This window comes from Ruegeria sp. YTSA105, assembly GCF_059610225.1.
The window spans coordinates 44,579-66,830 of record NZ_JBXWNE010000010.1; the positions used below are offsets into that span (position 1 = coordinate 44,579).

Annotated in this window: 24 protein-coding genes; 10 read left to right on the forward strand and 14 right to left on the reverse strand. The window is 57.6% G+C overall.

Translation table 11 applies throughout. From position 1 onward, the window contains the following. Positions 1-56: 56 nt before the first annotated feature. Together AC2FH2_RS13560 and AC2FH2_RS13565 are read left to right on the forward strand one after the other, a co-directional pair. Complete coding sequence (locus AC2FH2_RS13560; protein WP_281973237.1) at positions 57-998, forward strand: LysR family transcriptional regulator; 942 nt, start codon at positions 57-59, stop codon at positions 996-998. A gap of 159 nt (positions 999-1,157) precedes the next feature. Beyond that, on the forward strand, positions 1,158-2,084 hold the full coding sequence (locus tag AC2FH2_RS13565; protein ID WP_281973238.1) for a DMT family transporter: 927 nt from the start codon (positions 1,158-1,160) through the stop codon (positions 2,082-2,084). A 67-nt stretch (positions 2,085-2,151) separates the two neighbouring features. Here the strand turns inward: AC2FH2_RS13565 and AC2FH2_RS13570 are convergent, their stop codons facing one another. Continuing rightward, a complete protein-coding gene (locus tag AC2FH2_RS13570) occupies positions 2,152-2,595 on the reverse strand; it encodes a low molecular weight protein-tyrosine-phosphatase (RefSeq protein WP_142638096.1) in 444 nt (147 codons plus the stop codon). Positions 2,596-2,623: 28 nt separating this feature from the next. Between AC2FH2_RS13570 and AC2FH2_RS13575 the strand changes: the two genes are divergently transcribed. Continuing rightward, complete coding sequence (locus AC2FH2_RS13575; RefSeq protein WP_496823946.1) at positions 2,624-3,319, forward strand: NAD-dependent deacylase; 696 nt, start codon at positions 2,624-2,626, stop codon at positions 3,317-3,319. A gap of 54 nt (positions 3,320-3,373) precedes the next feature. Next, complete coding sequence (locus AC2FH2_RS13580) at positions 3,374-3,982, forward strand: HdeD family acid-resistance protein (RefSeq protein WP_142638092.1); 609 nt, start codon at positions 3,374-3,376, stop codon at positions 3,980-3,982. Between the two features lie 81 nt (positions 3,983-4,063). On the opposite strand, the gene AC2FH2_RS13585 is transcribed toward AC2FH2_RS13580, so the two are convergent. From AC2FH2_RS13585 to meaB, 5 genes are all read right to left on the reverse strand, one after another. Further along, the gene (locus AC2FH2_RS13585) at positions 4,064-4,528 is read right to left on the reverse strand and encodes a copper chaperone PCu(A)C (RefSeq protein WP_142638090.1); all 465 of its coding nucleotides are present in this window, start codon (positions 4,526-4,528) and stop codon (positions 4,064-4,066) included. Between the two features lie 42 nt (positions 4,529-4,570). Next, entirely contained in the window at positions 4,571-4,921 is a 351-nt protein-coding gene (locus AC2FH2_RS13590) for a hypothetical protein (protein WP_496823948.1), read from the reverse strand. 407 nt (positions 4,922-5,328) lie between these two features. After that, complete coding sequence (rpmB, locus tag AC2FH2_RS13595) at positions 5,329-5,616, reverse strand: 50S ribosomal protein L28 (RefSeq protein WP_142638086.1); 288 nt, start codon at positions 5,614-5,616, stop codon at positions 5,329-5,331. Positions 5,617-5,785: 169 nt separating this feature from the next. Continuing rightward, positions 5,786-6,925 carry a Hint domain-containing protein gene (locus AC2FH2_RS13600; protein WP_496823950.1) on the reverse strand — a complete coding sequence of 380 codons (1,140 nt, stop codon included), beginning with the start codon at positions 6,923-6,925 and terminating at the stop codon, positions 5,786-5,788. Positions 6,926-7,074: 149 nt separating this feature from the next. Further along, positions 7,075-8,052, reverse strand: a complete 978-nt coding sequence (gene meaB, locus AC2FH2_RS13605) for a methylmalonyl Co-A mutase-associated GTPase MeaB (RefSeq protein WP_496824009.1) — start codon at positions 8,050-8,052, stop codon at positions 7,075-7,077. Between the two features lie 153 nt (positions 8,053-8,205). Between meaB and hrpB the strand changes: the two genes are divergently transcribed. The 3 genes from hrpB to AC2FH2_RS13620 all read left to right on the forward strand — a co-directional run bounded on the left by hrpB (position 8,206) and on the right by AC2FH2_RS13620 (position 12,808). Beyond that, positions 8,206-10,638, forward strand: coding sequence for an ATP-dependent helicase HrpB (hrpB, locus tag AC2FH2_RS13610; protein WP_496823952.1), 2,433 nt, complete (start codon positions 8,206-8,208; stop codon positions 10,636-10,638). Positions 10,639-10,777: 139 nt separating this feature from the next. Next, on the forward strand, positions 10,778-11,236 hold the full coding sequence (locus AC2FH2_RS13615; RefSeq protein WP_282027762.1) for an NUDIX hydrolase: 459 nt from the start codon (positions 10,778-10,780) through the stop codon (positions 11,234-11,236). 93 nt (positions 11,237-11,329) lie between these two features. Continuing rightward, complete coding sequence (locus AC2FH2_RS13620; RefSeq protein ID WP_281995786.1) at positions 11,330-12,808, forward strand: inorganic phosphate transporter; 1,479 nt, start codon at positions 11,330-11,332, stop codon at positions 12,806-12,808. Between the two features lie 4 nt (positions 12,809-12,812). Here the strand turns inward: AC2FH2_RS13620 and AC2FH2_RS13625 are convergent, their stop codons facing one another. From AC2FH2_RS13625 to AC2FH2_RS13650, 6 genes are all read right to left on the reverse strand, one after another. Next, entirely contained in the window at positions 12,813-13,778 is a 966-nt protein-coding gene (locus AC2FH2_RS13625; RefSeq protein WP_142638076.1) for a 2-dehydropantoate 2-reductase, read from the reverse strand. A gap of 67 nt (positions 13,779-13,845) precedes the next feature. Next, complete coding sequence (locus tag AC2FH2_RS13630) at positions 13,846-14,808, reverse strand: pirin family protein (RefSeq protein WP_496823955.1); 963 nt, start codon at positions 14,806-14,808, stop codon at positions 13,846-13,848. A 308-nt stretch (positions 14,809-15,116) separates the two neighbouring features. After that, a complete protein-coding gene (locus tag AC2FH2_RS13635) occupies positions 15,117-15,458 on the reverse strand; it encodes a 5-carboxymethyl-2-hydroxymuconate Delta-isomerase (RefSeq protein WP_496692861.1) in 342 nt (113 codons plus the stop codon). 57 nt (positions 15,459-15,515) lie between these two features. Beyond that, positions 15,516-16,442 (reverse strand): ornithine carbamoyltransferase, encoded by a 927-nt coding sequence (gene argF / locus AC2FH2_RS13640; RefSeq protein ID WP_271950442.1) that lies wholly within the window; start codon positions 16,440-16,442, stop codon positions 15,516-15,518. A 28-nt stretch (positions 16,443-16,470) separates the two neighbouring features. Further along, positions 16,471-17,658 (reverse strand): aspartate aminotransferase family protein, encoded by a 1,188-nt coding sequence (locus AC2FH2_RS13645; protein WP_142638068.1) that lies wholly within the window; start codon positions 17,656-17,658, stop codon positions 16,471-16,473. Positions 17,659-17,897: 239 nt separating this feature from the next. Beyond that, positions 17,898-18,155 (reverse strand): zinc ribbon domain-containing protein, encoded by a 258-nt coding sequence (locus tag AC2FH2_RS13650; protein WP_142638066.1) that lies wholly within the window; start codon positions 18,153-18,155, stop codon positions 17,898-17,900. Between the two features lie 61 nt (positions 18,156-18,216). Between AC2FH2_RS13650 and AC2FH2_RS13655 the strand changes: the two genes are divergently transcribed. Together AC2FH2_RS13655 and AC2FH2_RS13660 are read left to right on the forward strand one after the other, a co-directional pair. Continuing rightward, positions 18,217-18,594 (forward strand): MerR family transcriptional regulator, encoded by a 378-nt coding sequence (locus tag AC2FH2_RS13655; RefSeq protein WP_246097248.1) that lies wholly within the window; start codon positions 18,217-18,219, stop codon positions 18,592-18,594. Positions 18,595-18,641: 47 nt separating this feature from the next. Next, positions 18,642-19,535 (forward strand): DMT family transporter, encoded by an 894-nt coding sequence (locus tag AC2FH2_RS13660; protein ID WP_142638064.1) that lies wholly within the window; start codon positions 18,642-18,644, stop codon positions 19,533-19,535. On the opposite strand, the gene AC2FH2_RS13665 is transcribed toward AC2FH2_RS13660, so the two are convergent. Next, positions 19,517-20,320 carry an ABC transporter permease gene (locus AC2FH2_RS13665; protein ID WP_281995780.1) on the reverse strand — a complete coding sequence of 268 codons (804 nt, stop codon included), beginning with the start codon at positions 20,318-20,320 and terminating at the stop codon, positions 19,517-19,519. The two genes, AC2FH2_RS13660 and AC2FH2_RS13665, sit on opposite strands and share 19 nt — an antisense overlap. Before the next feature lie 126 nt (positions 20,321-20,446). Here AC2FH2_RS13665 and AC2FH2_RS13670 point away from each other — a divergent pair, with 126 nt between their 5' ends. Then, positions 20,447-21,022, forward strand: coding sequence for a GcrA family cell cycle regulator (locus AC2FH2_RS13670; RefSeq protein ID WP_281995779.1), 576 nt, complete (start codon positions 20,447-20,449; stop codon positions 21,020-21,022). 101 nt (positions 21,023-21,123) lie between these two features. Here AC2FH2_RS13670 and AC2FH2_RS13675 read toward each other — a convergent pair whose 3' ends face one another. Further along, positions 21,124-22,212, reverse strand: a complete 1,089-nt coding sequence (locus AC2FH2_RS13675) for a Hint domain-containing protein (protein WP_496823958.1) — start codon at positions 22,210-22,212, stop codon at positions 21,124-21,126. Between the last annotated feature and the right edge of the window lie 40 nt (positions 22,213-22,252).

Genomic DNA, 22,252 nt, shown 5'->3' on the forward strand with positions numbered 1-22,252 from the left:
CTGCTTGACCTGATGCGCACTGCACCTCAGATATGGCGCAGCGAAAGGTGTATCAGATGGTAATGAAAGGGCTGACCCTGCGGGGCCTTGAGGTGTTCGAGGCTTTGGCGCGGACAGGATCGGTGGCACAGGCCGCCGAGATCACGGGGCTCAGCCAGCCTTCGGTTTCTCAGCAGTTGCGCAATCTGGAAAAGGCATTGGGCACTGATCTGGTCGATCACGGGCGACGACCAATGCGTTTAACGCAAGCCGGCCGCAGCTTTCTGGCGCGGGCCGAGGTCGTGCTGGCCGAACTGCAAATGGCCCAAAGCGAACTGACCGTGATGGATCTGGGGCATCTGACCACCCTCTCCATCGGTTTGATAGACGATTTCGACAACGATCTGACCCCGCGGCTGGCGACCTTGCTGGCCGACAGCCTGACCCGGTCGAAATTCAAACTGATCACGTTGCCCAGCCTAAACCTGTTCGCCGAGCTAGAGGCGCAGAGGCTGCATATGGCTGTATCCGCGCATTCCGGAGAGGTCCTGAAGGGTGTGATTGAATACCCTCTGGTTCAGGACCCTTTCATTCTGGTGACCCCAAAGGGTGTGGGGAATTCAATACAGGACCTGCCCTTTCTGCGATACGCCCGAGATCAGCTGATCAGCCGCCAGATCGAGGCGCATTTGGCGCGCCAGCAAATGGAATTCGAGGAACGGTTTGAAATCGGCTCGCACCAGGCGCTGATGGCAATGGTCGCACAGGGGCTTGGCTGGACGATCACAACACCACTGGGATATATGCGTGCGACCCGGTTTCATGACGGGATGGAGGCGCATCCGGTCCCGTTCGGTGACTTCGCCCGCACAATTTCGCTGTTCACCCGCTCTGACTGGTCGGACCAAGTACCCAAAGAGGTTGCAGACATGATCCGACGGCTGATGCGGAGCCAGATTGTTGATCCGGCAGTCGCGCAGGTGCCGTGGCTGGGCGGGCAGTTGAAGGTGATGAGTTAGTGTAGGGTACCGCAGATATTGGAAGCATATTTACCAACGCGCCGTGTGTTTCTGCCACCATCTCCATACAGAACTGAACTAGGGTTAGCTTTGCGAACCGAAGCAACCGCTCGACGAATCTCTGCTACAGCAGTCGCAAACCTGTGATAGCAAATTGGAATGGCAACGATATCAACACAGACCAGACCAACTATTCCCTATCCGATTGCGGTTGCCGGCGTTCTTTTCGCCTCAATTTGTTTCGGGCTGGTTCCTTATTTTAGCCGAGGGCTGACCGAGCAAGGCGTCGCGCCTTATGCCGTCGCGTTCTATCGCTACATCGTTACGGCAATTCTGCTGCTGCCTGTTCTTATTATACACCGAAACGCTTGGCGCGAGATTGCTTGGGGGCTTTCGGCAGGAGCGGTAATGGGCCTTGGATGGATTGGATATGTGACGGCGCTCGAGACATTACCCGCATCGACTGTGGGCGTTCTCTATATGACCTATCCGGTTTTCACGCTGATCATTGCCTGGGCTTTGTTCGCCGATACACCCACAAGGCGCGCATTGTTCGCCTCGGGCCTCATTACGTTGGCGGCACTCATTGCAGGATCGCCCGCATCCGTTCCGATACAGCACATACCAACGCTTCTGATGTCGCTAGCAGCGCCAATCGGGTTCGGCTTCGGCATATGTGTCTTGGTTCACAGGTTGTCCCGCATCGCACCGCTTGCGCGCATTGCTTCGGTTTCCTTGGGATCGGTTCTCGGGCTGTTGCCGCTGATGTTGAACGCCGATGTTGCCAAGTTGCTCCCGCAGGGGCAATCCGACTGGATTTTGATCGTCGGAATTGGCCTGGTCACAGCGCTTGTGCCACAGCTCATTTATACGATCTGCTCGCCGTTGATCGGCGCTTCTCAAACTGCGGTCGTCGGCAGCATTGAATTGCCGACAATGTTTGCTGTGGGCTTTCTTGCCTTTGGCGAAGCAATCACAACACCACAGGCCGTAGCCTGCGCTTTGGTTTTGGGTGCGATTGCGATCACCAGAAGCCGGACGACACGTACCTTATCCACTGTGATTGCGAAAGAACCAAACAGGTGAGCTTGGCCCCGATGCAGGCGTCGATTGATTTTACACCTGAATGTCGAAGACATCAGAGCATCTACAACTAAGCCCTCAGATGTGCGTCAAGACCTGCGACGGCCTTTTCGATCAAATCCAGCGTGCCCTCGAAATCACGGGTGTAATACGGATCGGGCACATGATCCGCGCCTGTCTCAGTAGCGAAATCAGTCAGCAAGCGAACCGGAGTTTTGTTGCCACGGGGACGCAAGTTTTCGATATTGGTAAGGTTCTCTGCATCCATTCCGATGATCAGGTCAAAGCGGTCAAAATCTTCGGCCACGAATTTGCGCGCGCGCAGATCGCTGATGTCGATACTACGGGCATGAGCAGCCTGCTGCATTGGGCCATAAGGCGGGTCTCCGATGTGCCAGCCAGAGGTTCCGGCGCTGTCGGTGGCATGATGCGGCGCACGGGCGCGAAAGGCACCTTCGGCGGCCGGAGACCGGCAGATATTGCCCAAACAGACGAAAAGGATACGGTGTGTCATACAACCGGGTGTAACGCGTGAGGCGGAAATGGAAAAGATCGTCATTCTGACCGGTGCCGGGATTTCCGCCGAAAGCGGGCTGGGCACATTCCGCGACGAAGGAGGTCTGTGGGCGCAGCACAGGATCGAGGATGTCGCCACGCCCGAAGGCTTTGCCCGCAATCCGGCGGTGGTGCACAAGTTCTACAACGCGCGCCGTGTGCAGGCCGCACAGGCGCAACCCAATCCGGCCCATACCGCGCTGACCCATCTGCAACGCAACTGGCCCGGCAAGGTTATCATCGTGACCCAGAATGTCGACGGCCTCCACGAAGCCGCAGGATCCGAGAATGTGATCCATATGCACGGCACCCTCGCTGGGGCCTTATGCACCACCTGCGATCACCGCTGGGTCGCCCCGCCCGAGATGTCGGTGGGTGAACCCTGCCCCGCCTGCGGTGGCCCAACCGCCCGACCCGATGTTGTATGGTTCGGTGAGATGCCCTATTTTATGGACCTGATCTACGATCACCTGGCCAATGCTACAATCTTCACTTCAATCGGCACCTCGGGTCAGGTCTACCCCGCCGCAGCATTTGTGCACGAGGCGACAATGTCAGGCGCACGAACCGTCGAGTTGAACCTAGATCCGTCATCCGGCGCCTCGAGTTTCGATCAGGTGATACTTGGCCCTGCATCCGAAACCGTGCCACGCTGGGTTCAAAAGCTGCTGCGCGAATCTTAGCCCGCCAGCCCGGCACCAAAATTATTGATACGACAATCGAAATAAGAGGCTCCCATGACCGACCCCCACCACACGCGCGAAGAAATCCTGGACGATTCCAGTATGGAGGGCCGCGATACATTTGGCGACCAACTGGCAAATCTGTGGTGGACCTTCCTGTTGCGCGGATGTCTAGCCGGAGCATTGGGGATCGCCGCGCTGTTTTGGCCAACGGGCAGTATCTCTTTGCTGTTGCGACTGGTCGGCCTGCTTTTGGTTCTAGATGGCGGCCTGACCCTACTGGGCTTTGGACGGCGCGGATTGATCGGCGGTGTCGGCATCGGGGCACTGTTGATCGGACTTGTCCTGTTGATCTGGCCCGAGGGTGTTGCGCGGCTGACGTTTTTCCTGCTGGGTGCTTGGGCGCTGATCGTCGGCATCGGTTCGTTGCTGGCATGGCGGCAGATACCCAGCAACAACCCGGATGCCGTGACGGTGCGAAACTCGGGGATCATTGCGCTGATCATTGGGTTGGTGCTGTTGTTCTGGCCCGGCAGTGGCATGGTCGCACTGGGGTGGGCCATTGCCTTTTCCGCTCTGGCTTTCGCCGCCGTGATGTTCTTTCTGGCAGTGCGCTTCAAACGGGCGCATGACCGCGTTTCGATGCGGGTTGTTAACCGTTGAAGCGATAGGCAAACAGGCCGGGCAAAGCCCGGCCTGACGCGTGGATGACGGCCGCATAGCGGCTTGAAGGTTGACGTGACCTTAGTTCGAGTGGGCGCCCATGTCTTTTCGTTCCAGATCAACCGGCACGTCGATCTCAACCTCACCGGCTTTTTCAAAAACCAGCGTCACAGGCACAGTTGCACCATGTTCAAACGGAGCAACCAATCCCATGAACATCACGTGATCGCCCCCACGCTTGAGCGCATGCGCACCACCGGCAGGGATGACGAACCCCTCTTCGACATGGGTCATCTGCGCCACGCCGTTGGCATCGATCAGATGCGTGTGCAGCTCAACCCGTGCAGCCGCCTCCGATTCCGCACGAACAAGACGGTCATCCGCCTCGCCCGTGTTCTGAATCACCATAAAGGCCGCGCCCGCTTTCGCCGTTTTGCCAGCGGAGCGCGCATAGGCATCTTCTAGTGTGATGGTTTCCTGCGCCATTGCAGTGGTGGCAAATGCGGCCGCAGCCAGGGTTGCCAAAAGTTTGGAAGTGAGGGACATTGCGCCTCTCCTATGTCAAGTGTCTGAAAAAGTTAAATTTAATCAGGCTCTTGCAGGTGGCGCGCGGGCGGGCTGAAACGGAACGGGCGCTGCTATTAGGCTCCTGTCGCCGCGCTCTAAAGATGGCCCGGCATAACTTGGTGCATCGGGCAGCACATGTGAAACGACGGCAATAGCACCCAGTAACGTCAGCGCATAGTCGGGGCAGAAATGCGGGGGCTTCGCCGGTTGCCCCTCGGCATCCATATAGATCACAACAGGACCAACACCAGTACACAGCACCATCTGTCCGACTGCGGTATCAACGCCACGCGAAGCAGCCACCCCCTGACCAGTCAGAATGACCAGCAGCGACAGGGCAAATGATAGAAATCTGTTCCGAAAGTGTTTCATCCTGCCTTCGGTATATGCCCGAGACAAAAAGGGCTTCAAGCACAATCGAATGCGCAAGAAGCCCTCGGGTCATTTTGGTCAGTACGAGGTCAGTTGTCCAATCCAGGACGTTTGACAGACCCTTTGGTCAGGCTGGTATGCAACCTGTTCACCTGACGCTGCATCCGCACACATGTCCCAAACGTCTTGCCAAAAAAGGCCGCCAACAGGGAGAGGGAATCAAAGGATTTGAAAGACATGAGATCGAACTCCGCCAATAGAATATGAACAAACATATTCAAACATCAGAACACTGTATGTGAACAAGATCACGCTCTGACGGCGAAATCGTCTAAACTCAATCAGACAAAAGAAAAGACCCTGCACCGTTCGGGTACAGGGTCGAAATCTTTGATGAAAAAGAACGTTTAGACCGCAGCTTGAGCCTTGGCGATTTCTTTTTTCACTTTCAGTGCGTTGGTGGACAGCTCGTCATCCTTGGCTTTGGCCAGGAACGCATCCAGACCACCACGGTGGTCAACTGAACGCAGGGCAGCGGCTGAGATACGCAGCTTGACGCCACGACCCAGGGTTTCCGACTGCAGGGTTACGTCGTTCAGGTTGGGCAGAAAACGACGACGAGTTCTGTTTTTGGCGTGGCTGACATTGTTGCCAGTCATCGGGCCTTTTCCGGTCAGTTCGCAACGGCGCGACATGGTTTCTTCCTTTGTATCTGCGGGCTGGGTACAGGACCCGTGGCCAAATCACAAGGGGCGCAACCCGAAGTCGCGCCCGAAAACTGGTTGGATGCGTTTAGTGGGAATCACAGGAAGGGTCAAGACGGGCCGTGCGAAATCTTTGCACCCATCTTAAACTCTATAAGACCTAGGCGCCATTCCGTTGAAGCAAGGGTTTGTTGTTCTTCAAATGCCGCTGGATCAGGTGGGACTGTTGGCGTCCACATGGAATGAACCGGGCCGGGTTTTCATCATGATTTTCGATCAGTTCCGGAAAGATTTCGAAAATTTCTCGCCGCGCCTCCGATCCGAGGGATTTCAGGGCCTCGACTCCGGTGAACAGGCTTTCGGTTGGGGCATCTTCGGCAAAGATGACATGATGGCGATCAAATAGCAGGTGAAAATACTCAACCGATTGCACGGCCTCATCGATATAGATTCCCGGCAGTGCGGTCAGTTTGATCGCCGGAATCAGAACTTCGGTGGTGCCGAACATGCATTCCGCGATTCTGGACTGCACCAGCATCCTGTGCTGGCGTGAGACCAGAAGATCGCGATGCGGCAAACCCTCGCCCAGCGCACCTGCAAGGATTCGTACCGGCAAGAGCCTGGGATTTACCAGCAAGGCAGCGCGGTCAAACTGTCGACGACCGATCCAGCGTATAGGCTGAGGGTCGCACCCCATGGTCGGGACCATGTCCCCGATCCGCAGCGCTTGGATTGCTTTCATGCCGTCCTGCGTCAGGATGTGCGTGTCACGGGTAAAACAAGGAACGCCACTTCCGTTCTCAAAGGCAGAATATGTGACCGTGATACCGGATGGTAGGGTGAATGTCCCGCTGAACAGGGTATAGCCTACGCCATCTACGACGTTAATGACGCCAAAATTGGTATCGGTGATGACGGTACCCACAGGCAAGTTCAACGTGTCGGTTCCGCCGCCGCCACTCAAATCGCCACTGACGCTGGTGCTGGTGAAATTCAGGGTATCGTTGCCGCTCCCCAGCCGGATGTTTCCAACACTCGAGCCACTGATATCGACAGTATCGTCATCCGACCCGCTGGCAATCCTGCCACCAATGGTGCTGCTGGTGACGGTGATCGTGTCAGAGCCGGCATTGCCGATGACATTCCCGGTAATCGCGCTGTTATTGATGTCGACGTCATCGTCGCCACCCCGGCCGCGGATATTATCAATCGGAGTTCCAGCCGGTGAACCGTTCAGGGTCCCCGTGTCATTGTTAACGTCGATATCGTCGTTGCCGTTGGTCCCAGTAATATCGGGCATAGCTGACGGTTCCCGCATATCCGGCCTGGCGACAGATGCGCGGCCTTAACCTGAGTTTGCATCAAATTTGGGTCAACTTGCAACCTATGGGCGATTACCCACCGATCCGAAATCAGAAATGTAATGAGATCAAAGGCTTGAATAAGGCCTTAGCCAGCGACTAAAGCAGACAACATATGTTCCGCCGCAACCGACGGACTGAGCTGACCAGTGCTGACCTGCGAGCCCAGACGATCCATTTCCGAGCGCGCTTGTGGAGTCGCCAGGCGTGCCAGAAGGGCAGACCGAACCTCTTGTTCGAACCAATATTGTGCTTGCGTGGCGCGGTTGACCTCCCAGTGGCCATTTTCACGGCGCCATTTACTGAGGGACTGCATCTCCTCCCAGGCTTGAGCCAGCCCATGTTCCTCGACCGCTGAGACAGTCATCGCCTTGGGAAACCCTTCCGGGTCCTGGGGGCGTTTACGCAACAGACGCAGCGCCCCGGAATAATCGGCGCAGGTGCGAGTGGCGGCAGATTTCAGGTCACCATCCGCCTTGTTGACCAAGATCATGTCGGCCATTTCCATGATACCGCGCTTGACGCCCTGCAGTTCGTCACCGCCCGCCGGGGCAAGCAACAGCATAAACAGATCCGACAACTCGGAGACAACCGTCTCCGATTGCCCGACACCAACCGTTTCGATCAAAACAACATCGAACCCAGCGGCCTCACATAAAGCGATGGCCTCACGTGTGCGGCGGGCAACACCGCCCAGGTGCGACTGGCTGGGTGATGGACGGATAAAGGCGTTTTTCTCGCGGCTCAGGCGTTCCATCCGGGTCTTGTCCCCCAGAATGGACCCGCCCGACCGAGTCGAACTGGGATCAACTGCAAGAACCGCAACGCGCAGCCCCTGCCCTGTCAGCATCATGCCAAAGCTCTCGATGAACGTGGACTTGCCGACGCCGGGCGTCCCTGACAATCCGATCCGCAGGGCCTGGCGGCCCTCTTTGGTCAATCTGGTCAGCAGTTCCGTCGCCTGCGCACGATGATCGGCGCGACCGCTTTCCACCAGCGTGATGCCACGGGCCAGCGCGCGCCGGTCTCCGTTCAAAATCCTGTCACTCAGGCTGTCCAGTTCCATTTCGCCCCCAATCAGTTGCGGCAGTTCTAGTTGCCGTCCCAATGAGGGGTTTGTCCAGACCAGAGCGCACAAGAATTTACCTCTGGGATATACGCTTTCCGGGCATAAGAGACGGAACTGGACCTTGTCGTACCGTTGGCGGATAAAGCCCGCATGATACGCCTGCCCATCGACGACGCCATTCCTGACCTTCTTGCCGCCCTAAAGGCTTCGGGCCGCGCAGTGCTGCAGGCACCTCCGGGCGCGGGGAAAACAACACGAGTGCCGCTGGCGATACTCGAGGCGGGGCTATGCGATGGCAAGATCGTGATGCTGGAACCACGCCGCCTGGCGGCCCGGGCTGCTGCTGAGCGCATGGCCGATACGCTGGGACAGCGCGTGGGCGACACAGTTGGTTATCGCGTGCGAGGCGAGGCGAAGGTATCGAAATCGACCCGGATCGAGGTCGTCACCGAAGGTATCCTGACCCGGATGCTGCAAGTCAAACCCGATCTGCCCGGCATTAGTGCGGTGATTTTCGATGAATTCCATGAACGTTCCCTGAACGCGGATCTCGGCCTGGCCTTGTGCCTTGAGGTCGCCGGGGCATTGCGGGACGATCTGATCCTGCTGGCAATGTCGGCAACGCTAGACGCTGAGCCTGTGGGACGGTTGATGGAGGCCCCCGTTGTTACGTCCCAAGGGCGCAGCTACCCGGTCGAAACACGTTGGCTGGACCGACCGCTAGGACATCAGGCGCGAAAGCTAGACGCATTGGTCGATCTTGTGGTTCAGGCCGAGCGCGAAACAGAAGGTGGGATGTTGGTGTTCCTGCCCGGAGAAGGCGAAATCCGCCGGGCAGAGGCCGCCTTGGCTGGCCGGTTATCCAGCAAAGCTACGGTGCGACCACTATTCGGCGCGATGCCTTTTGCTGCCCAGCGCCAAGCGATTGCACCGGTCGAAACCGGTCGCAAAGTGGTTTTGGCTACGTCCATTGCCGAAACCTCGTTGACCATTCCAGACATTCGCGTGGTCTTGGACATGGGACAGGCTCGGCGGGCGCGTTTCGATCCGGGTTCGGGTATGTCCAGACTAGTGACCGAGCGGGTGACGCGCGCCGAGGCAACGCAGCGCGCTGGCCGCGCTGGTCGTGTCGCCGAAGGCAAGTGCTATCGCTTATGGTCGAAGGGCGAAGAAGGCGCGCTGGCCGCCTATCCCCCGGCCGAGATCGAGGCAACCGACCTGACCGGCCTGGCGCTGGAACTGGCACTTTGGGGGGCGGACCCCGAAGAACTGTCTTTCCTGACCCCTCCACCCGAGGGCACGATGGCAGAGGCCCGCACGTTGCTGACAATGCTGGGCGCGCTGGATGGAAAGGGGCGGATCACCGACCACGGGCGGTCACTGGCTGCGTTACCTCTGCACCCGCGACTGGGGCATATGCTGGAACAGGCAGGCCCCGGCGCTGCGCCCTTGGCCGCCCTGATGGCCGAACGCGACCCTCTGCGCGGTGCGCCGGTGGATATGCTGCTCCGGCTCGAAGCCATACGGGATGTGCGCGCCTTTCAGTGTAACCGTGTCTGGCAGGTCAACATTGGTGCGTTGGAACGGATAAAGACCGAGGCCAAGCGACTGCGATCCAAAGGCACCCCATCCGACTTCAGCCCAGCGGCAACAGCCGCACTCGCCTATCCCGATCGCATTGGACAACGGCGCAAAGGGGATGAGCCGCGTTATGTGTTGTCAGGAGGGAAGGGTGTTGTGCTGGATGGCAGCGATACGCTGGCCACCGCGCCTTATCTGGTTGTGACCGATACCGATGGCAACCCCCGCGAAGCAAAGGTGCGCATGGCCGCACAGATCTCGGAAAAGGAAATTCGTGACCTGTTCGAGGATCAGATCACCTGGATCGAGGTCTGCGACTGGTCAAAACGTGACCGCCGTGTCGTTGCGCGCAAACAAGAACGGCTCGGCGCAATCACGTTGAGTGATCGTGTTTGGAAAGAGGTTCCGGACGAAGCAGTTGCATTGGCGATGCTGGATGGCGTCCGTGATCTTGGCCTGCGATTGAACGGGGCCGCTGCGCGATTGGCGGCACGGGTGGAACTGGTCCGGACCGAAGGCGCAGAGCTGCCTGATTTCTCGATCGAGGGGTTGACCGACACGCTGCAAGACTGGCTGTTGCCGATGCTTTCCGGCGTCCGCAATGCTGAAGACTGGAAACGTTTCGACCTTTTGCCAGCGTTGCGCGCCCGACTGGACTGGGCCCAGACGCAGGAACTGGACCGGCGCGCTCCAGGGTCGTTTGAAACTCCTCTGGGGCGAAAGGTGCCGATAGATTATGGCGGTGCAGTACCGGAAATCTCGGTGCGGCTGCAGGAACTGTTTGGCGTCACGCGCCATCCGGTCATTGGCGGTGAGGCCCTCAAGATCACGCTTCTTTCACCGGCCCAACGACCCATCCAGATCACGCGCGACTTGCCCGGTTTCTGGGCTGGGTCATACGCGGATGTGCGCAAAGACATGCGCGCGCAATATCCCAGACACCCTTGGCCCGAAGATCCGACCAAGGCCGACCCCACCTTGCGCGCAAAACGTCGAAATTAGGCAGCCGTCGGGAATTTTCGTCGAAAATTCTTGGCATGAAGATGCGGAAAGCACGGAGATTCCGGGCGTTCATTGAAGATTATCTGTTTCATTGCTATGTGGGCTGCTCAGGTAAAACCCGGGTTCGCGAACGACAAACATGACAAAATGGCTGCGAAATATTTGGGAAGAGGTCGCCCGGCCTCTGTTCCTGCGCCCCCATCGGGTGCAGTTTGGCGCCTTGTGCACCCGCGAAACACAGGACGGGTTGCAGGTTCTTTTGATCACCAGCCGGGACACCGGACGCTGGATCATCCCCAAAGGTTGGCCGATTGATGGCCTGGATGGCGCCGAGGCTGCCCGGCAAGAGGCCTGGGAAGAAGCCGGCGTGCGCGCCCAATCCCTATCCAAAGACCCTGTTGGGCAATATACTTATGACAAGATCCTGAAAGACGGGGCCAGCCAGACTGTGGTGACCAATGTCTATCGGATCGAAGTGCAGGAACTGGCCGATATCTACCCCGAGGCCGAGGAAAGGACCCGCGAGTGGGTTTCGCCCGTGATAGCGGCCGGACGTGTTCAGGAACCAGAACTGCGCGCTTTGCTGCTGCAGCTGTGACACCTCCACAAAAAGTGATGACGCCACGGTTGCTCGTCTGAGCTAAACCGTATAGCCGCGGGTGTTCTTTTGGAAACCGCCCGCAATAGCCTGATGTCGAACCCAAGCTCCAAACCCCGTTGGCAATCGCTGGACAGCGATCTGGCGCGCATCTCGCGCGTTGAGTATGCCAATGCCCATGTGGCACGCCCCATGCTGGCGCCGGGTATCGCCTTCGCCTTTATTGCGCTGGCCGGGCTGACGGCCGCAGTGATTTTTGGGCGGGCTGATGGCGGGTTGATCGTTGTCGCAGCAGCGGGTTTTGGGGCCTATATGGCCATCAATATCGGCGCAAATGACGTTGCCAATAACATGGGCCCCGCTGTCGGGGCCAACGCGCTGACCATGACCGGCGCAATCGTCATCGCCGCCATCGCAGAAAGCGCGGGGGCCTTGCTGGCAGGTGGGGATGTCGTGTCGACGATTTCGAAAGGGATTATAGACCCGGCATCGGTTCACGACAGCACCGTCTTTATCTGGGCGATGATGGCGGCTCTGATATCTTCGGCCATGTGGGTCAACTTGGCCACCTGGGTCGGCGCGCCTGTTTCGACCACACATTCGGTGGTAGGGGGCGTCATGGGGGCGGGCATCGCAGCAGCTGGCCTAAGCGCGGTCAGTTGGACCACGATGAGCGCCATTGCCGCCAGTTGGATCATCTCTCCTGTGTTAGGTGGAACTATTGCCGCTGGCTTTCTGGCTTTGATCAATGCCAAAATTCAGTATCAAGACGACAAGATCGCCGCTGCTCGCCGTTGGGTGCCGATACTCGTTGCTGTCATGGCTGGTGCCTTTACCACCTATTTGGCCGTCAAAGGCCTGAACAAGCTGGTCAAAGTTGAGCTTGAAGTCGCTTTGCTGTTCGGTCTGGCCACCGGATTTCTGACATGGCTGGTGACAGTCCCTTGGGTGCATCGCAGATCAGAAGGACTAGAAAACAGAACGAAGTCTCTGAAAACGCTGTTTGGGCTACCACTTATTATTTCAGCAACATTTCTTAGCTTTGCCCACGGCGCCAATGACGTGGCAAATGCGGTTGGTCCGTTGGCGGCAATCGTGCATACGGCGCAATTCGGGGATTTCGCTGCACAAGTCGCAATTCCAACCTGGGTTATGGTGATCGGAGCGCTGGGAATTTCCTTTGGGCTGTTCCTGTTTGGCCCAAAATTGATCAGGATGGTCGGCAGTCAGATCACCAAGCTCAACCCAATGCGCGCATTCTGTGTCGCCCTTTCTGCGGCGATCACTGTGATCCTGGCCAGTTGGCTGGGCCTGCCCGTCAGTTCCACCCATATCGCAGTGGGAGCGGTCTTCGGAGTGGGCTTCTATCGCGAATGGCATGCCGAGCGGCGCAGAAAGAACGCGAACCACCAACGCCTGCCCGAACGGCGCCAGGCACAGGAAGAGAAAAAACGCCGGAAACTCGTCCGTCGCTCGCATTTCATGACGATCGTGGCTGCCTGGATCATAACGGTCCCCGCTACCGCAGTGTTATCAGCCGCTATCTTCTGGACACTGACGGCTTTTCTCTAACCCATCAGCTTCGGATTTGCTCGGGAGTAAGCGGGGATTTTGGGTTCTGTGCAATCTTTTCGCGAACCTGCGCGCAGATTGGGGTCGCAATGCCTTGCTGCTCGCCCAAACGGATGATCTCGCCTTGCAGACTGTCGATTTCCGTTGGGCGCCCTGCCATCAGGTCATAGGCCATAGAGGTGCGCGCCGAAGGGTCAATGATCAGCATCCGGGATGCGACCCGCGAAAACAAAGGCGTAGGCAGACGCAGGATATACGGTGTCATCCATGCGGGCAGCGGCGTCATTGACACAATCGGTTGTCCTGCGGATCGCAACACGGTCAGAGCCTCGGACATCTGATCTGCCATCAGTTGGCGCCAGTTGCGGTCCAGCAACTGCTGTTTCAACGACAACCCGGACAGCGCATTCAGCGCGTTATTGAGATTGATCACCAGCTTGCCCCATTGGACGGCTTCGATCTGGTCACTCTCTGACACCGGTAGGTCGGGGCCAGTCAGCTTTGCTCCCAAATCGCCGAGGCCGGATTGGATAACGATTTCACCAGAAGTCGCGCGATGAAATCCGCCGGTATCTGTCGGTACGACGTTGAACGGCACCATACCGGCGCGGACATCGTGGTGCGGAAGCATCGTATGTAAGGTGCCTGCATTTTCCAACCCGTTCTGCCAGGAAAGGATCACAGCCTTTGGTGCATATTTTCCGATTTGCTTCGCCATCTCTTCCGTCGCGCCGGTCTTTACCGTGACAATGACTATTTCAGCATCACTCAGTTCCGCCGGATCTTCGGTCAGGGACAGGTTGGTCACATGACACCGCAGGCCTGAAAAATCTGTGACCATCAGCCCCTTATCCCGGATCGGGTCGAGAATTCGTGCCCGCCCCAACAGGGTGACATCGTGACCGGATCGGGCCAGCAAAGCCCCGCAGTAACATCCAATGCTGCCCGCCCCCGCGATTGCGATCCTCATGACGCCCCTCCCCTTCGGTCAAAGATTGCCGCGATCCGCCTGTCAGACAAGGCCAACTGACGCCAGGTCAGCGCGCGCGCCTCGGACGGGTGCGTTCAAGGTCTTCTGAAATCGGGATGAAGTCTTGATCGTCCCCCGGAGGCAGTTGAAAAGCCCCTTTGGCCCAGTCCGCCGTTTTCCATTCGCGGGTGGCTGCTTCTATCTTTTCCTTTGAGGACGACACGAAGTTCCACCAGATATAACGATCCTCGTTCAACGTCGCACCTCCAAGCAACATTAGCCGCGCACCTTGCGGCCCTGCCTGAACGGAAAGGCGATCCCTTGGCCGAAACACCATCATACGACCTTGGGTGAACTGATCCCCGGCGATCTCAACCGTTCCTTCCGTCACATAAACACCGCGGTCTTCTTGATCATCAGGCAAAGGAAAAGAGGCCCCAGGGGCAAGCTGCACGTCCAGATAGAAGGTTTCAGACAGTGTCGTGACCGGGCTGCTTTCACCATAAGCCGAGCCAAGGATAAGACGAGCGCTGACCCCAGAATCCTGAATATGGGGCAGCGCAGATTGTTTATGATGTTCGAAGTCCGGTGCAATATCTTCCTGTTCCTCTGGCAGCGCGATCCAGGTCTGAATGCCAAAAAGACTGTGTCTTTTGCTGCGCGTTTCCTTGCTGGTGCGTTCAGAATGGGTCACGCCACGTCCTGCAATCATCCAGTTGACCTCACCGGGATAGATCATCTGATGGGTGCCCAAGCTATCACGATGCTCAAATTCCCCTTTATACAGGTAGGTGACCGTACCCAACCCGATATGAGGGTGAGGCCGGACGTCTATACCGCCTTCTGTGATGAATTCTGCAGGGCCGACCTGGTCAAAGAAAATGAACGGGCCAACAAGCTGTCGTTTGACCGAGGGTAGCGCGCGGCGCACCTCGAACCCACCCAGATCACGTGCACGAGGAATGATCAGTGCCTCTAAAGACGGGTTCTCAGTCAAACGATCGGGGTTGTGAGACGGGTTCCAGCTCATTCCAGTTTCTCCCTTTTTCGGCAGGCAACGGTTCGCCCCTGCAAGATGCAGGCCGCTGCACCTGAAAGAAACCTCAATAATTGCACAACTCCGGTGGATTTTTGTCCGTTATGACACATCATTAATGTTATTACATAACAATTCTGACAGAAATTCCACCTGAGAAAAGAACCATCCAGACAGCTCGCTATCCGATCACCTGTTTGACGGGAATGCAGGGCATTTTTGCTGCCCTGCAAAGGAATGTTGCTTGCGGCCAAAGAAGGTGTCAGTCGCCGTGCTTCAGATAGACAAATTGCCAAACACAATCACGCCAGGCGTTTGGCATAAGACGCACGGTTCAGTTCGACCTCTTGCACCGTGATGCTGCCAACCTCGGGCATGGCAACAGTCAGAACATCCAAAACGGTAGCGTTCAGTTCAGCTCGCGTGGCCTCATCCCGGCCCTGCATCAATAAAAGCGTCGCATGGACAAAGGTCTGCGGTTCGGTCCCGATCCGAAAATAGGTGACCGGATTGGCACGGATCTTAAGGGCCGGTGCATCAAACTCAGCATGCTCAGAAAGCACCGCAAACAACTTCTCGCAGACCGCATGGAAATCATGTTTCTCTTCAAGGCCCTGAGAGAATTCGAGGACTATATGGGGCATTGTGCACTCCGGAAATCATGAGAGAGCACGCGGCTCTCTCTTGCCATTTTCATGTGTTCAGACACCCAGACACCAACGCATAACGGCCTTCTGGGCGTGCAGTCGGTTTTCGGCCTCGTCAAAAATGACCGAGTTCGGCCCATCCATGACATCGGATGTCGCTTCTTCTTCGCGGTGCGCAGGAAGGCAATGCATGAACAGCGCATCGGGTTTGGCATGGGCCATCAATTCGGCGTTTACCTGATAAGGACGCAGCAGGTTGTGGCGCCGTTCTTTCGCGGATTGAGAGTCGTGCATCGAAACCCAGGTATCGGCGACAACCAGATCGGCCCCATCTACAGCCTTGTAGGGGTCCCGTTCCACAACAATCTTGGACCCTTTTTGACGGGCAAAACCCATGAAATCCTCTTCGGGGTCGAATTGCGCCGGGCCCGTAAAAGTCAGATCAAACCCGAACTGGCCCGCCGCGTGAAGGAACGAGGCACACACATTGTTACCATCGCCAGTCCAAACGACTTTCTTCCCAGCGATCGGGCCACGGTGCTCTTCGAACGTCAGAACATCGGCCATGATTTGGCAAGGATGGGTGCGATCGGTCAGGCCGTTGATCACCGGCACGTCCGAGTATTCCGCCATTTCGGTCAGGATGGTTTCGTCAAATGTCCGGATCATGATCATATCGACATAGCGCGACAGCACGCGGGCGGTGTCAGCGATGGTTTCGCCGTGGCCCAACTGCATGTCCTTGCCCGAAAGGACCATCGTCTGACCACCCATCTGGCGCACGCCCACATCAAAGGACACGCGCGTCCGGGTTGACGGTTTTTCAAAGATCAGGGCGACCATGCGGTCTTTGAGTGCCAATTCGTCATCCGGTGCCGCCTTTGGCTGCCCCAGACGCGCCTGCTTCATGGCAGCAGCCTGGTCGATCATGCCCCGCAAAGCGGCGGCATTGGTTTTGTGAATGTCGAGGAAGTGCTTCATGTCGTTTCGCTTTTCTAATCGGGTGGGCTCAGGCAGACGCCAGATTGCTATCGACCTGCGCGGCCGTTTTCTCCAGACGAATAACCGCCTGTGCAATGTCGTCCTCTGTCAGGGTCAAAGGCGGCAATAGGCGGATCACATTGTCAGCGGCGGGAACGGTGATGAGGCCGTTATCATATCCCGCATTCACCACGTCCAAGTTGGTCGCCTTGCATTTCAGACCCAGCATGAGCCCTGCGCCGCGCACCTCTTCGAACACGTCCGGATGATTTGCAATCAATCCTTCGAGCTTCTGGCGCAACATGCCCGCCTTGCGATTGACCCCGTCCAGAAAGGCGGGGGTTGCAACCTGGTCGATCACCGCGCAGCCCACCGCGCAACCGAGAGGGTTTCCGCCATAGGTCGACCCGTGCGTACCTGCCGTCATGCCGCTGGCCGCGTCTTCGGTGGCCAGCACCGCACCCAGAGGGAACCCTCCACCGATGCCCTTGGCGACCATCATGATGTCAGGCGTGATGCCCGCCCATTCATGGGCAAAAAGTTTACCGGTACGCCCAACGCCGCATTGGACCTCGTCGAGGATCAGCAACAGGCCATTGTCGTTGCAGATCTGACGCAGCGCTTTGAGCTCGGCATCAGGGACGGGGCGAATACCGCCCTCGCCCTGAATGGGTTCGATCAAGATCGCCGCGGTCTTGTCCGAGATCGCATTGGTGACGCCGTCAAGATCACCAAATGTCAGGTGTACAAAGCCGGGCAGCAGCGGGCCAAAGCCTTTGGTCATTTTCTCGGACCCCGCAGCGGCGATACCTGCCGAAGACCGACCGTGAAACGAACCGTCAAAGGTGATGATGTCGACCCGTTCGGGCTGATCTTTATCGTAGAAATATTTGCGTGCCATTTTCACAGCCAGCTCGCAGGCTTCCGTGCCTGAATTGGTAAAGAACACCGTGTCGGCAAAGGTATGTTCAACCAGCTTATCAGCCAGCGCCTGCTGCTGAGGGATGTTATAAAGGTTCGACACATGCCACAGCGCGTGGGCCTGTTCCGTCAGCGCGTTCACCAGCGCCGGATGCGCATGGCCCAGTGCATTCACAGCAATCCCCGCGCCCATATCCAGAAAACGTCGGCCATCCGCCTCGGTCAGCCAAGCGCCTTCGCCCTTCACAAAGGTCAGGGGCGCACGATTATAGGTCGGCAGAACGGACGGGATCATCGGATCATCCTTTTCGATATGTTGAGCCCCGTGAGTGATACACGAGGGCCATGTTCGTCAACTGATTTGGTGGGAGATGCGCCGATTTGGGCAGCGCAAAAGGATCAAACGGGCCGGTTACGCGGCAAAGCGTCGGCGTCGAAGTCGCAGGATATCAGCGTGTTTGATCATGGATGCCGTATAGCGCCGAAGATTTGCGATGAAAAGGGCTTTGTTGCTGCAACGCTGCAACCCCCGTATCAGCCTTCGCTCCAGCGGTCTAATCGACCCATACCGCGCGTAAAAGCCCAGGCCAGAATGCGGGGCATGCCCTTGTTCACCAGCGCATCCAGACAATGGGACTGAAATTCCTCGAACGAGGCATCGGGATGTCGAAACGCACCGTCAGCGTAACAGAGTGAACAATACCGTGTGCTGCGGGTTCCGTCCGCTTCGCTGCCTCCCCCTTCGGTATCCTTGCTAAGAGGCATGCCGCAGCTTTGACATTTGGATCCCATCATCTTTCCCCTTGCAGGCTTTGACCACGGGCCATAAGATCAAAACCATAGAGTATAGTCAATGGTTTTACAGATGCGTATCGGAGAACTGTCCCGCCGAAGCGGGCTGCCCCGCGACACATTGCGGTTTTACGAACGGCACGGATTGATTGCCTCGCGCCCCGGGCCAGAAGCGACAAACAGCTATCGCGACTACCCGGATGACACGCTGATCACGCTGGAACAGATCGGCGATGCACAGGCGGCGGGGATCAGTATCGCCCAACTTGCAACTCTGCTGGGGCAACTTGGTGCGGCTGATCCCGAAACCTTTGACGGCGTAGCATTTCTTCAGGAACGGATCGAAGAGGTTGAGGCGCGGATCGGCCGCGCAAATCGTTTTCTGGACAGCTTGCGACAGGCCAAACAGGCTCTTGCAACACCGTCGGGACAGCCCTGACCGTTTTACCCCTTGCCTTTCGTCCACCCGTACATCACCGCTTACGCATGTTCGTTCCCAAAGCGCATAACCCGCCCCTTGCGGCACTGTTGATTTTTGTCGCCAGTGCATTCCTTGCGGCAACCACCCTGCTGGCCAAAGCTTTGGGGACAGATACGCTAGGTGCTCCTTTGCACCCAATGCAGATCAGCCACGGGCGGTTTCTATTCGCCTTCCTGGTCATCGTTTCGGCAGTGGGCATCATGCGCCCTACCCTGCGGCGGCCCCATTGGGGGCTGCATATCGGTAGGACAAGCTTTGGCTGGCTGGGAATCACGCTGATGTTTGCATCGGTCGCGTTCATACCGATGGCGGATGCGACGGCGATTTCGTTCTTGAACCCGGTCTTTGCGATGGTTCTGGCCATTCCCTTGCTGAAAGAAGGCGTCGGCCCCTGGCGCTGGCTGGCGGCGGCGGTGGCCCTGATCGGGGCCATGGTTCTGCTGCGCCCGACACCTGCGAGCTTCCAACCTGCGGCGTTACTGGCGCTGGCGGCGGCGGTCGTCATCGGGATGGAGCTGATCTTTATCAAAAAGCTGTCAGGGCGAGAGAGCCCGATCCAAATTCTATTGGTGAACAACGCTATGGGCCTGACTATCGCGTCGGTCGCGGTGAGTTTCGTGTTTCAGATGCCCAGCCCGGCGCAATGGGCGGCCCTTGCGGGGATCGGCGCATTGATGGCTTGCGCACAGGCCTGTTTCGTTAACGGCATGGCGCGGGCAGATGCGTCTTTCGTAGCGCCGATAAGCTATGCGACACTGCTGTTCGCTGCGCTATATGATTTTGCGATATTCGATGTGGTCCCCGACGCGGTCAGCCTGATTGGATCTGCCATCATCTTGGCCGGAGGGCTGATTCTTGTGTGGCGCGAGGCGCGGCACCGTCAGGCCTTGAGCCGATAGCCCGTTCGCAGCATCTGCCAGGTCAGTGCACCGACCACCAGTGTTGCAGCCGTGCAGATCAACATCCCAAGGTAGGGCGAGCTGTCCGAAACCCCAATCATACCATAGCGCAGCCCGTCGATCAGATAGAAAACCGGGTTGGCGTGGCTTAGCCGGTACAAAACCGGCGGCAATGCCTCGACCGAGTAAAAGGTGCCAGAAAGAAACGCCAAAGGCGTGACGATGAAGTTGGTAATCGCAGCCATCTGGTCGAACTTATTGGCGAATATCCCGGCAAAAAGACCCAGCGCGCCCATAAAGGCCCCTCCCAGCACTACAAAGATCATGGCGATCAGTGGGTTCTGCGGGACAATACCGAGCACCAGCGCCAGCGCGCTTGCAACGACAACAGCGATCAGAAAGCCACGGGCAATGCCGCCCGCAAGGTATCCCAGCAGAATCTCTAGCGGCGAAAGCGGCGGCATAAGGGTATCGACGATGTTGCCCTGTACTTTCGAGATCACCATCGAGGACGAAGTATTGGCAAACGCATTCTGGATCACCGTCATCATCATGATGCCCGGCGCCAGGAAGGTCAAAAATGGCATGCCCATCACATCAGACCGGCTGGGCCCGATAGCGATGTTGAAGATCAGCAGAAACAGCCCCGCAGTCACCAGCGGTGCCAAAAGTGTCTGCGTCCACACCGCCAAAAACCGCAAAGTTTCCCGCCGGGCCAGCGTATAGAGACCCATCCAATTCACCGCACCAAAGCGGCGCGCCTCATGATCCATGAGATTCTGCATGATCTGCCCTCTACCTGATTCGAAGACCGCTTGTAACTCGGACCGCAGTGTTTAAAATAGGGGGCTGAGACGAATTCCCAAGGCGGCCCGAATCCGGGGCCGCTTTCCGCTTTTGAAAGGCAAATGATGTCCTGGACTGACGAGCGTGTAGAGCTGCTTAAAAAGATGTGGGGCGAGGGCCAGTCGGCCAGCCAGATCGCCAAGGAACTGGGCGGTGTGACCCGCAATGCGGTTATCGGCAAAGTCCACCGGCTGGGCCTGTCGAATCGCGCAACCGGCGCGACCCCCGCCAAGGCTGAGCCAAAGGAAAAACCAGCGCCCGCGCCCAAGGCCGAGGCCAAGCCCAAACCCACGCCCAAGACGGAACCGGCACGTCCAGCCGCAGCCCCTGCAGCCGAGACCAAGCCCGCTGTTCCGGCCCGCCGTCAGATCATCCCGGCCGGTCAACCGCTGCCGCCGCAACCTTCAGCGAACGAGATCAGCCCCGAGGCGCTGGCCAAGGTCAACGAGGTTGAGAAGAAAGCCAAAAAGCTGACGCTGATGGAACTGACCGAGAAGACCTGCAAATGGCCCGTCGGCGACCCCGCGACCGAGGATTTCTGGTTTTGCGGTCTGCCCGTTGAGGCAGGCAAACCTTATTGCGAAGCGCATGTGGGTGTGGCGTTCCAGCCTATGAGCTCACGTCGCGACCGGCGGCGGTAAGGCTTTGACGAAGGCAGGCACCTAGCAAAAGAGCGCGGTGCCCGCAGCAGGCCGGAATGTAAGTAATACACCTGTTTTGGCTCTGCGTCATCTAAGAGCGATCACACTGGAATCGAAGAAGAGTCGTAATCTGCCAAAAGCGGCCGCCGGTTCCGTGCATGCCGAGCGATCAATCGCTTTTGCCGCCCCCCCTCTGGGATTTTGTAGTTGGTCTTTTGCATCGGGGTTTCGACAAGATCGGGGAACAGCGTAAAAAGCTCTTCCATGGCTGCTGCCGGTAGAGATTTCAGTGCTTCATCGCCAAGCAAAAGGCTCTCGGTCGGGGCGCCATCTGCATAAATTACCTCATGTTCAGAAAACACCAGGTGGAAATAAGTAACTTCTGTAATTCTGTCGTCGACGTATATCCCCGGAAGCTCGACCAACTTTATAGCTGAGACCAGAACCTCGGGGCGCTCAAACATGCGCTTAACGATCGCCGAGGATATCAGCATCCGGTGCTGACGGGACACGAGCAGGTCGCGTCTGGGCAGGCCCTGCCCTAGCGCGCCAGCGCAAATGCGTACTGGGTAAAGCTTGGGATTGCGGCGCAAATCCCGCGCGCTGACATGTCGCCGAATGATTTGTGACAAAGGCTGTGTGCAACCATGATCCGTCAAGACACGATCACCTTGCTTCAAACTCTCGATCAGGACAGGGCCCTGATCGGTCGCAATCAACGTTCCTGCCGTAAGGCACGGTATGGTGCCCGGTGTCGGAGTGGTGTTCACCGTATAGGTTCCACCATTGTCGGTGGAAATAAGTGAATCTCCCGCCCCGGCCTCGCCGATAACCGTCGAGCTCATCCCATTGGCGGGGCCAGCTGTCGCCGTTATCGGGCCGGGGCTGGGGGGATCGCTGAAAGAGCTGAACTGATAAACCGTTGCCCCGTCGGATAAAGAGATACCATTGGTTTTACCGAGCCCGGTAAAGGTGGCGGAACTGGCTGAATCAATTACATAGACGTCCCGGCCTGCGACGGTCGTCGGGGTGATCCCATCAAGCGTGTTAGTGCTGCGGATAGATCCGTCAGAGTTGTAGATCGTAACAACAAGCCCAGAAACATCCGCACCCGCGTCAACAGCGACCTCGATAAAGTCCTGTGGTGGGCCTCCTAGGTACTTGAGTTCGGAAAAATATGGGTCTGCCATATGTCAATTCGCCTTTGTGTTCGGCGTGAGTATGATGATC

Excerpts from the sequence above, each read along its gene's own strand:
- AC2FH2_RS13620 (WP_281995786.1), top strand. The coding sequence starts at position 11,330 with ATGTCGAACCCAAGCTCCAAACCCCGTTGGCAATCGCTGGACAGCGAT.
- AC2FH2_RS13645 (WP_142638068.1), bottom strand. The coding sequence starts at position 17,658 with ATGATCCCGTCCGTTCTGCCGACCTATAATCGTGCGCCCCTGACCTTT.
- AC2FH2_RS13570 (WP_142638096.1), bottom strand. The coding sequence starts at position 2,595 with ATGACACACCGTATCCTTTTCGTCTGTTTGGGCAATATCTGCCGGTCT.
- hrpB (WP_496823952.1), top strand. The coding sequence starts at position 8,206 with ATGATACGCCTGCCCATCGACGACGCCATTCCTGACCTTCTTGCCGCC.
- AC2FH2_RS13560 (WP_281973237.1), top strand. The coding sequence starts at position 57 with ATGGTAATGAAAGGGCTGACCCTGCGGGGCCTTGAGGTGTTCGAGGCT.
- AC2FH2_RS13670 (WP_281995779.1), top strand. The coding sequence starts at position 20,447 with ATGTCCTGGACTGACGAGCGTGTAGAGCTGCTTAAAAAGATGTGGGGC.
- AC2FH2_RS13580 (WP_142638092.1), top strand. The coding sequence starts at position 3,374 with ATGACCGACCCCCACCACACGCGCGAAGAAATCCTGGACGATTCCAGT.
- AC2FH2_RS13625 (WP_142638076.1), bottom strand. The coding sequence starts at position 13,778 with ATGAGGATCGCAATCGCGGGGGCGGGCAGCATTGGATGTTACTGCGGG.
- rpmB (WP_142638086.1), bottom strand. The coding sequence starts at position 5,616 with ATGTCGCGCCGTTGCGAACTGACCGGAAAAGGCCCGATGACTGGCAAC.
- AC2FH2_RS13585 (WP_142638090.1), bottom strand. The coding sequence starts at position 4,528 with ATGTCCCTCACTTCCAAACTTTTGGCAACCCTGGCTGCGGCCGCATTT.
- AC2FH2_RS13575 (WP_496823946.1), top strand. The coding sequence starts at position 2,624 with ATGGAAAAGATCGTCATTCTGACCGGTGCCGGGATTTCCGCCGAAAGC.
- AC2FH2_RS13665 (WP_281995780.1), bottom strand. The coding sequence starts at position 20,320 with ATGCAGAATCTCATGGATCATGAGGCGCGCCGCTTTGGTGCGGTGAAT.
- AC2FH2_RS13630 (WP_496823955.1), bottom strand. The coding sequence starts at position 14,808 with ATGAGCTGGAACCCGTCTCACAACCCCGATCGTTTGACTGAGAACCCG.
- argF (WP_271950442.1), bottom strand. The coding sequence starts at position 16,442 with ATGAAGCACTTCCTCGACATTCACAAAACCAATGCCGCCGCTTTGCGG.
- meaB (WP_496824009.1), bottom strand. The coding sequence starts at position 8,052 with ATGGAACTGGACAGCCTGAGTGACAGGATTTTGAACGGAGACCGGCGC.
- AC2FH2_RS13565 (WP_281973238.1), top strand. The coding sequence starts at position 1,158 with ATGGCAACGATATCAACACAGACCAGACCAACTATTCCCTATCCGATT.
- AC2FH2_RS13600 (WP_496823950.1), bottom strand. The coding sequence starts at position 6,925 with ATGCCCGATATTACTGGGACCAACGGCAACGACGATATCGACGTTAAC.
- AC2FH2_RS13615 (WP_282027762.1), top strand. The coding sequence starts at position 10,778 with ATGACAAAATGGCTGCGAAATATTTGGGAAGAGGTCGCCCGGCCTCTG.
- AC2FH2_RS13675 (WP_496823958.1), bottom strand. The coding sequence starts at position 22,212 with ATGGCAGACCCATATTTTTCCGAACTCAAGTACCTAGGAGGCCCACCA.
- AC2FH2_RS13650 (WP_142638066.1), bottom strand. The coding sequence starts at position 18,155 with ATGGGATCCAAATGTCAAAGCTGCGGCATGCCTCTTAGCAAGGATACC.
- AC2FH2_RS13590 (WP_496823948.1), bottom strand. The coding sequence starts at position 4,921 with ATGAAACACTTTCGGAACAGATTTCTATCATTTGCCCTGTCGCTGCTG.
- AC2FH2_RS13655 (WP_246097248.1), top strand. The coding sequence starts at position 18,217 with ATGGTTTTACAGATGCGTATCGGAGAACTGTCCCGCCGAAGCGGGCTG.
- AC2FH2_RS13635 (WP_496692861.1), bottom strand. The coding sequence starts at position 15,458 with ATGCCCCATATAGTCCTCGAATTCTCTCAGGGCCTTGAAGAGAAACAT.
- AC2FH2_RS13660 (WP_142638064.1), top strand. The coding sequence starts at position 18,642 with ATGTTCGTTCCCAAAGCGCATAACCCGCCCCTTGCGGCACTGTTGATT.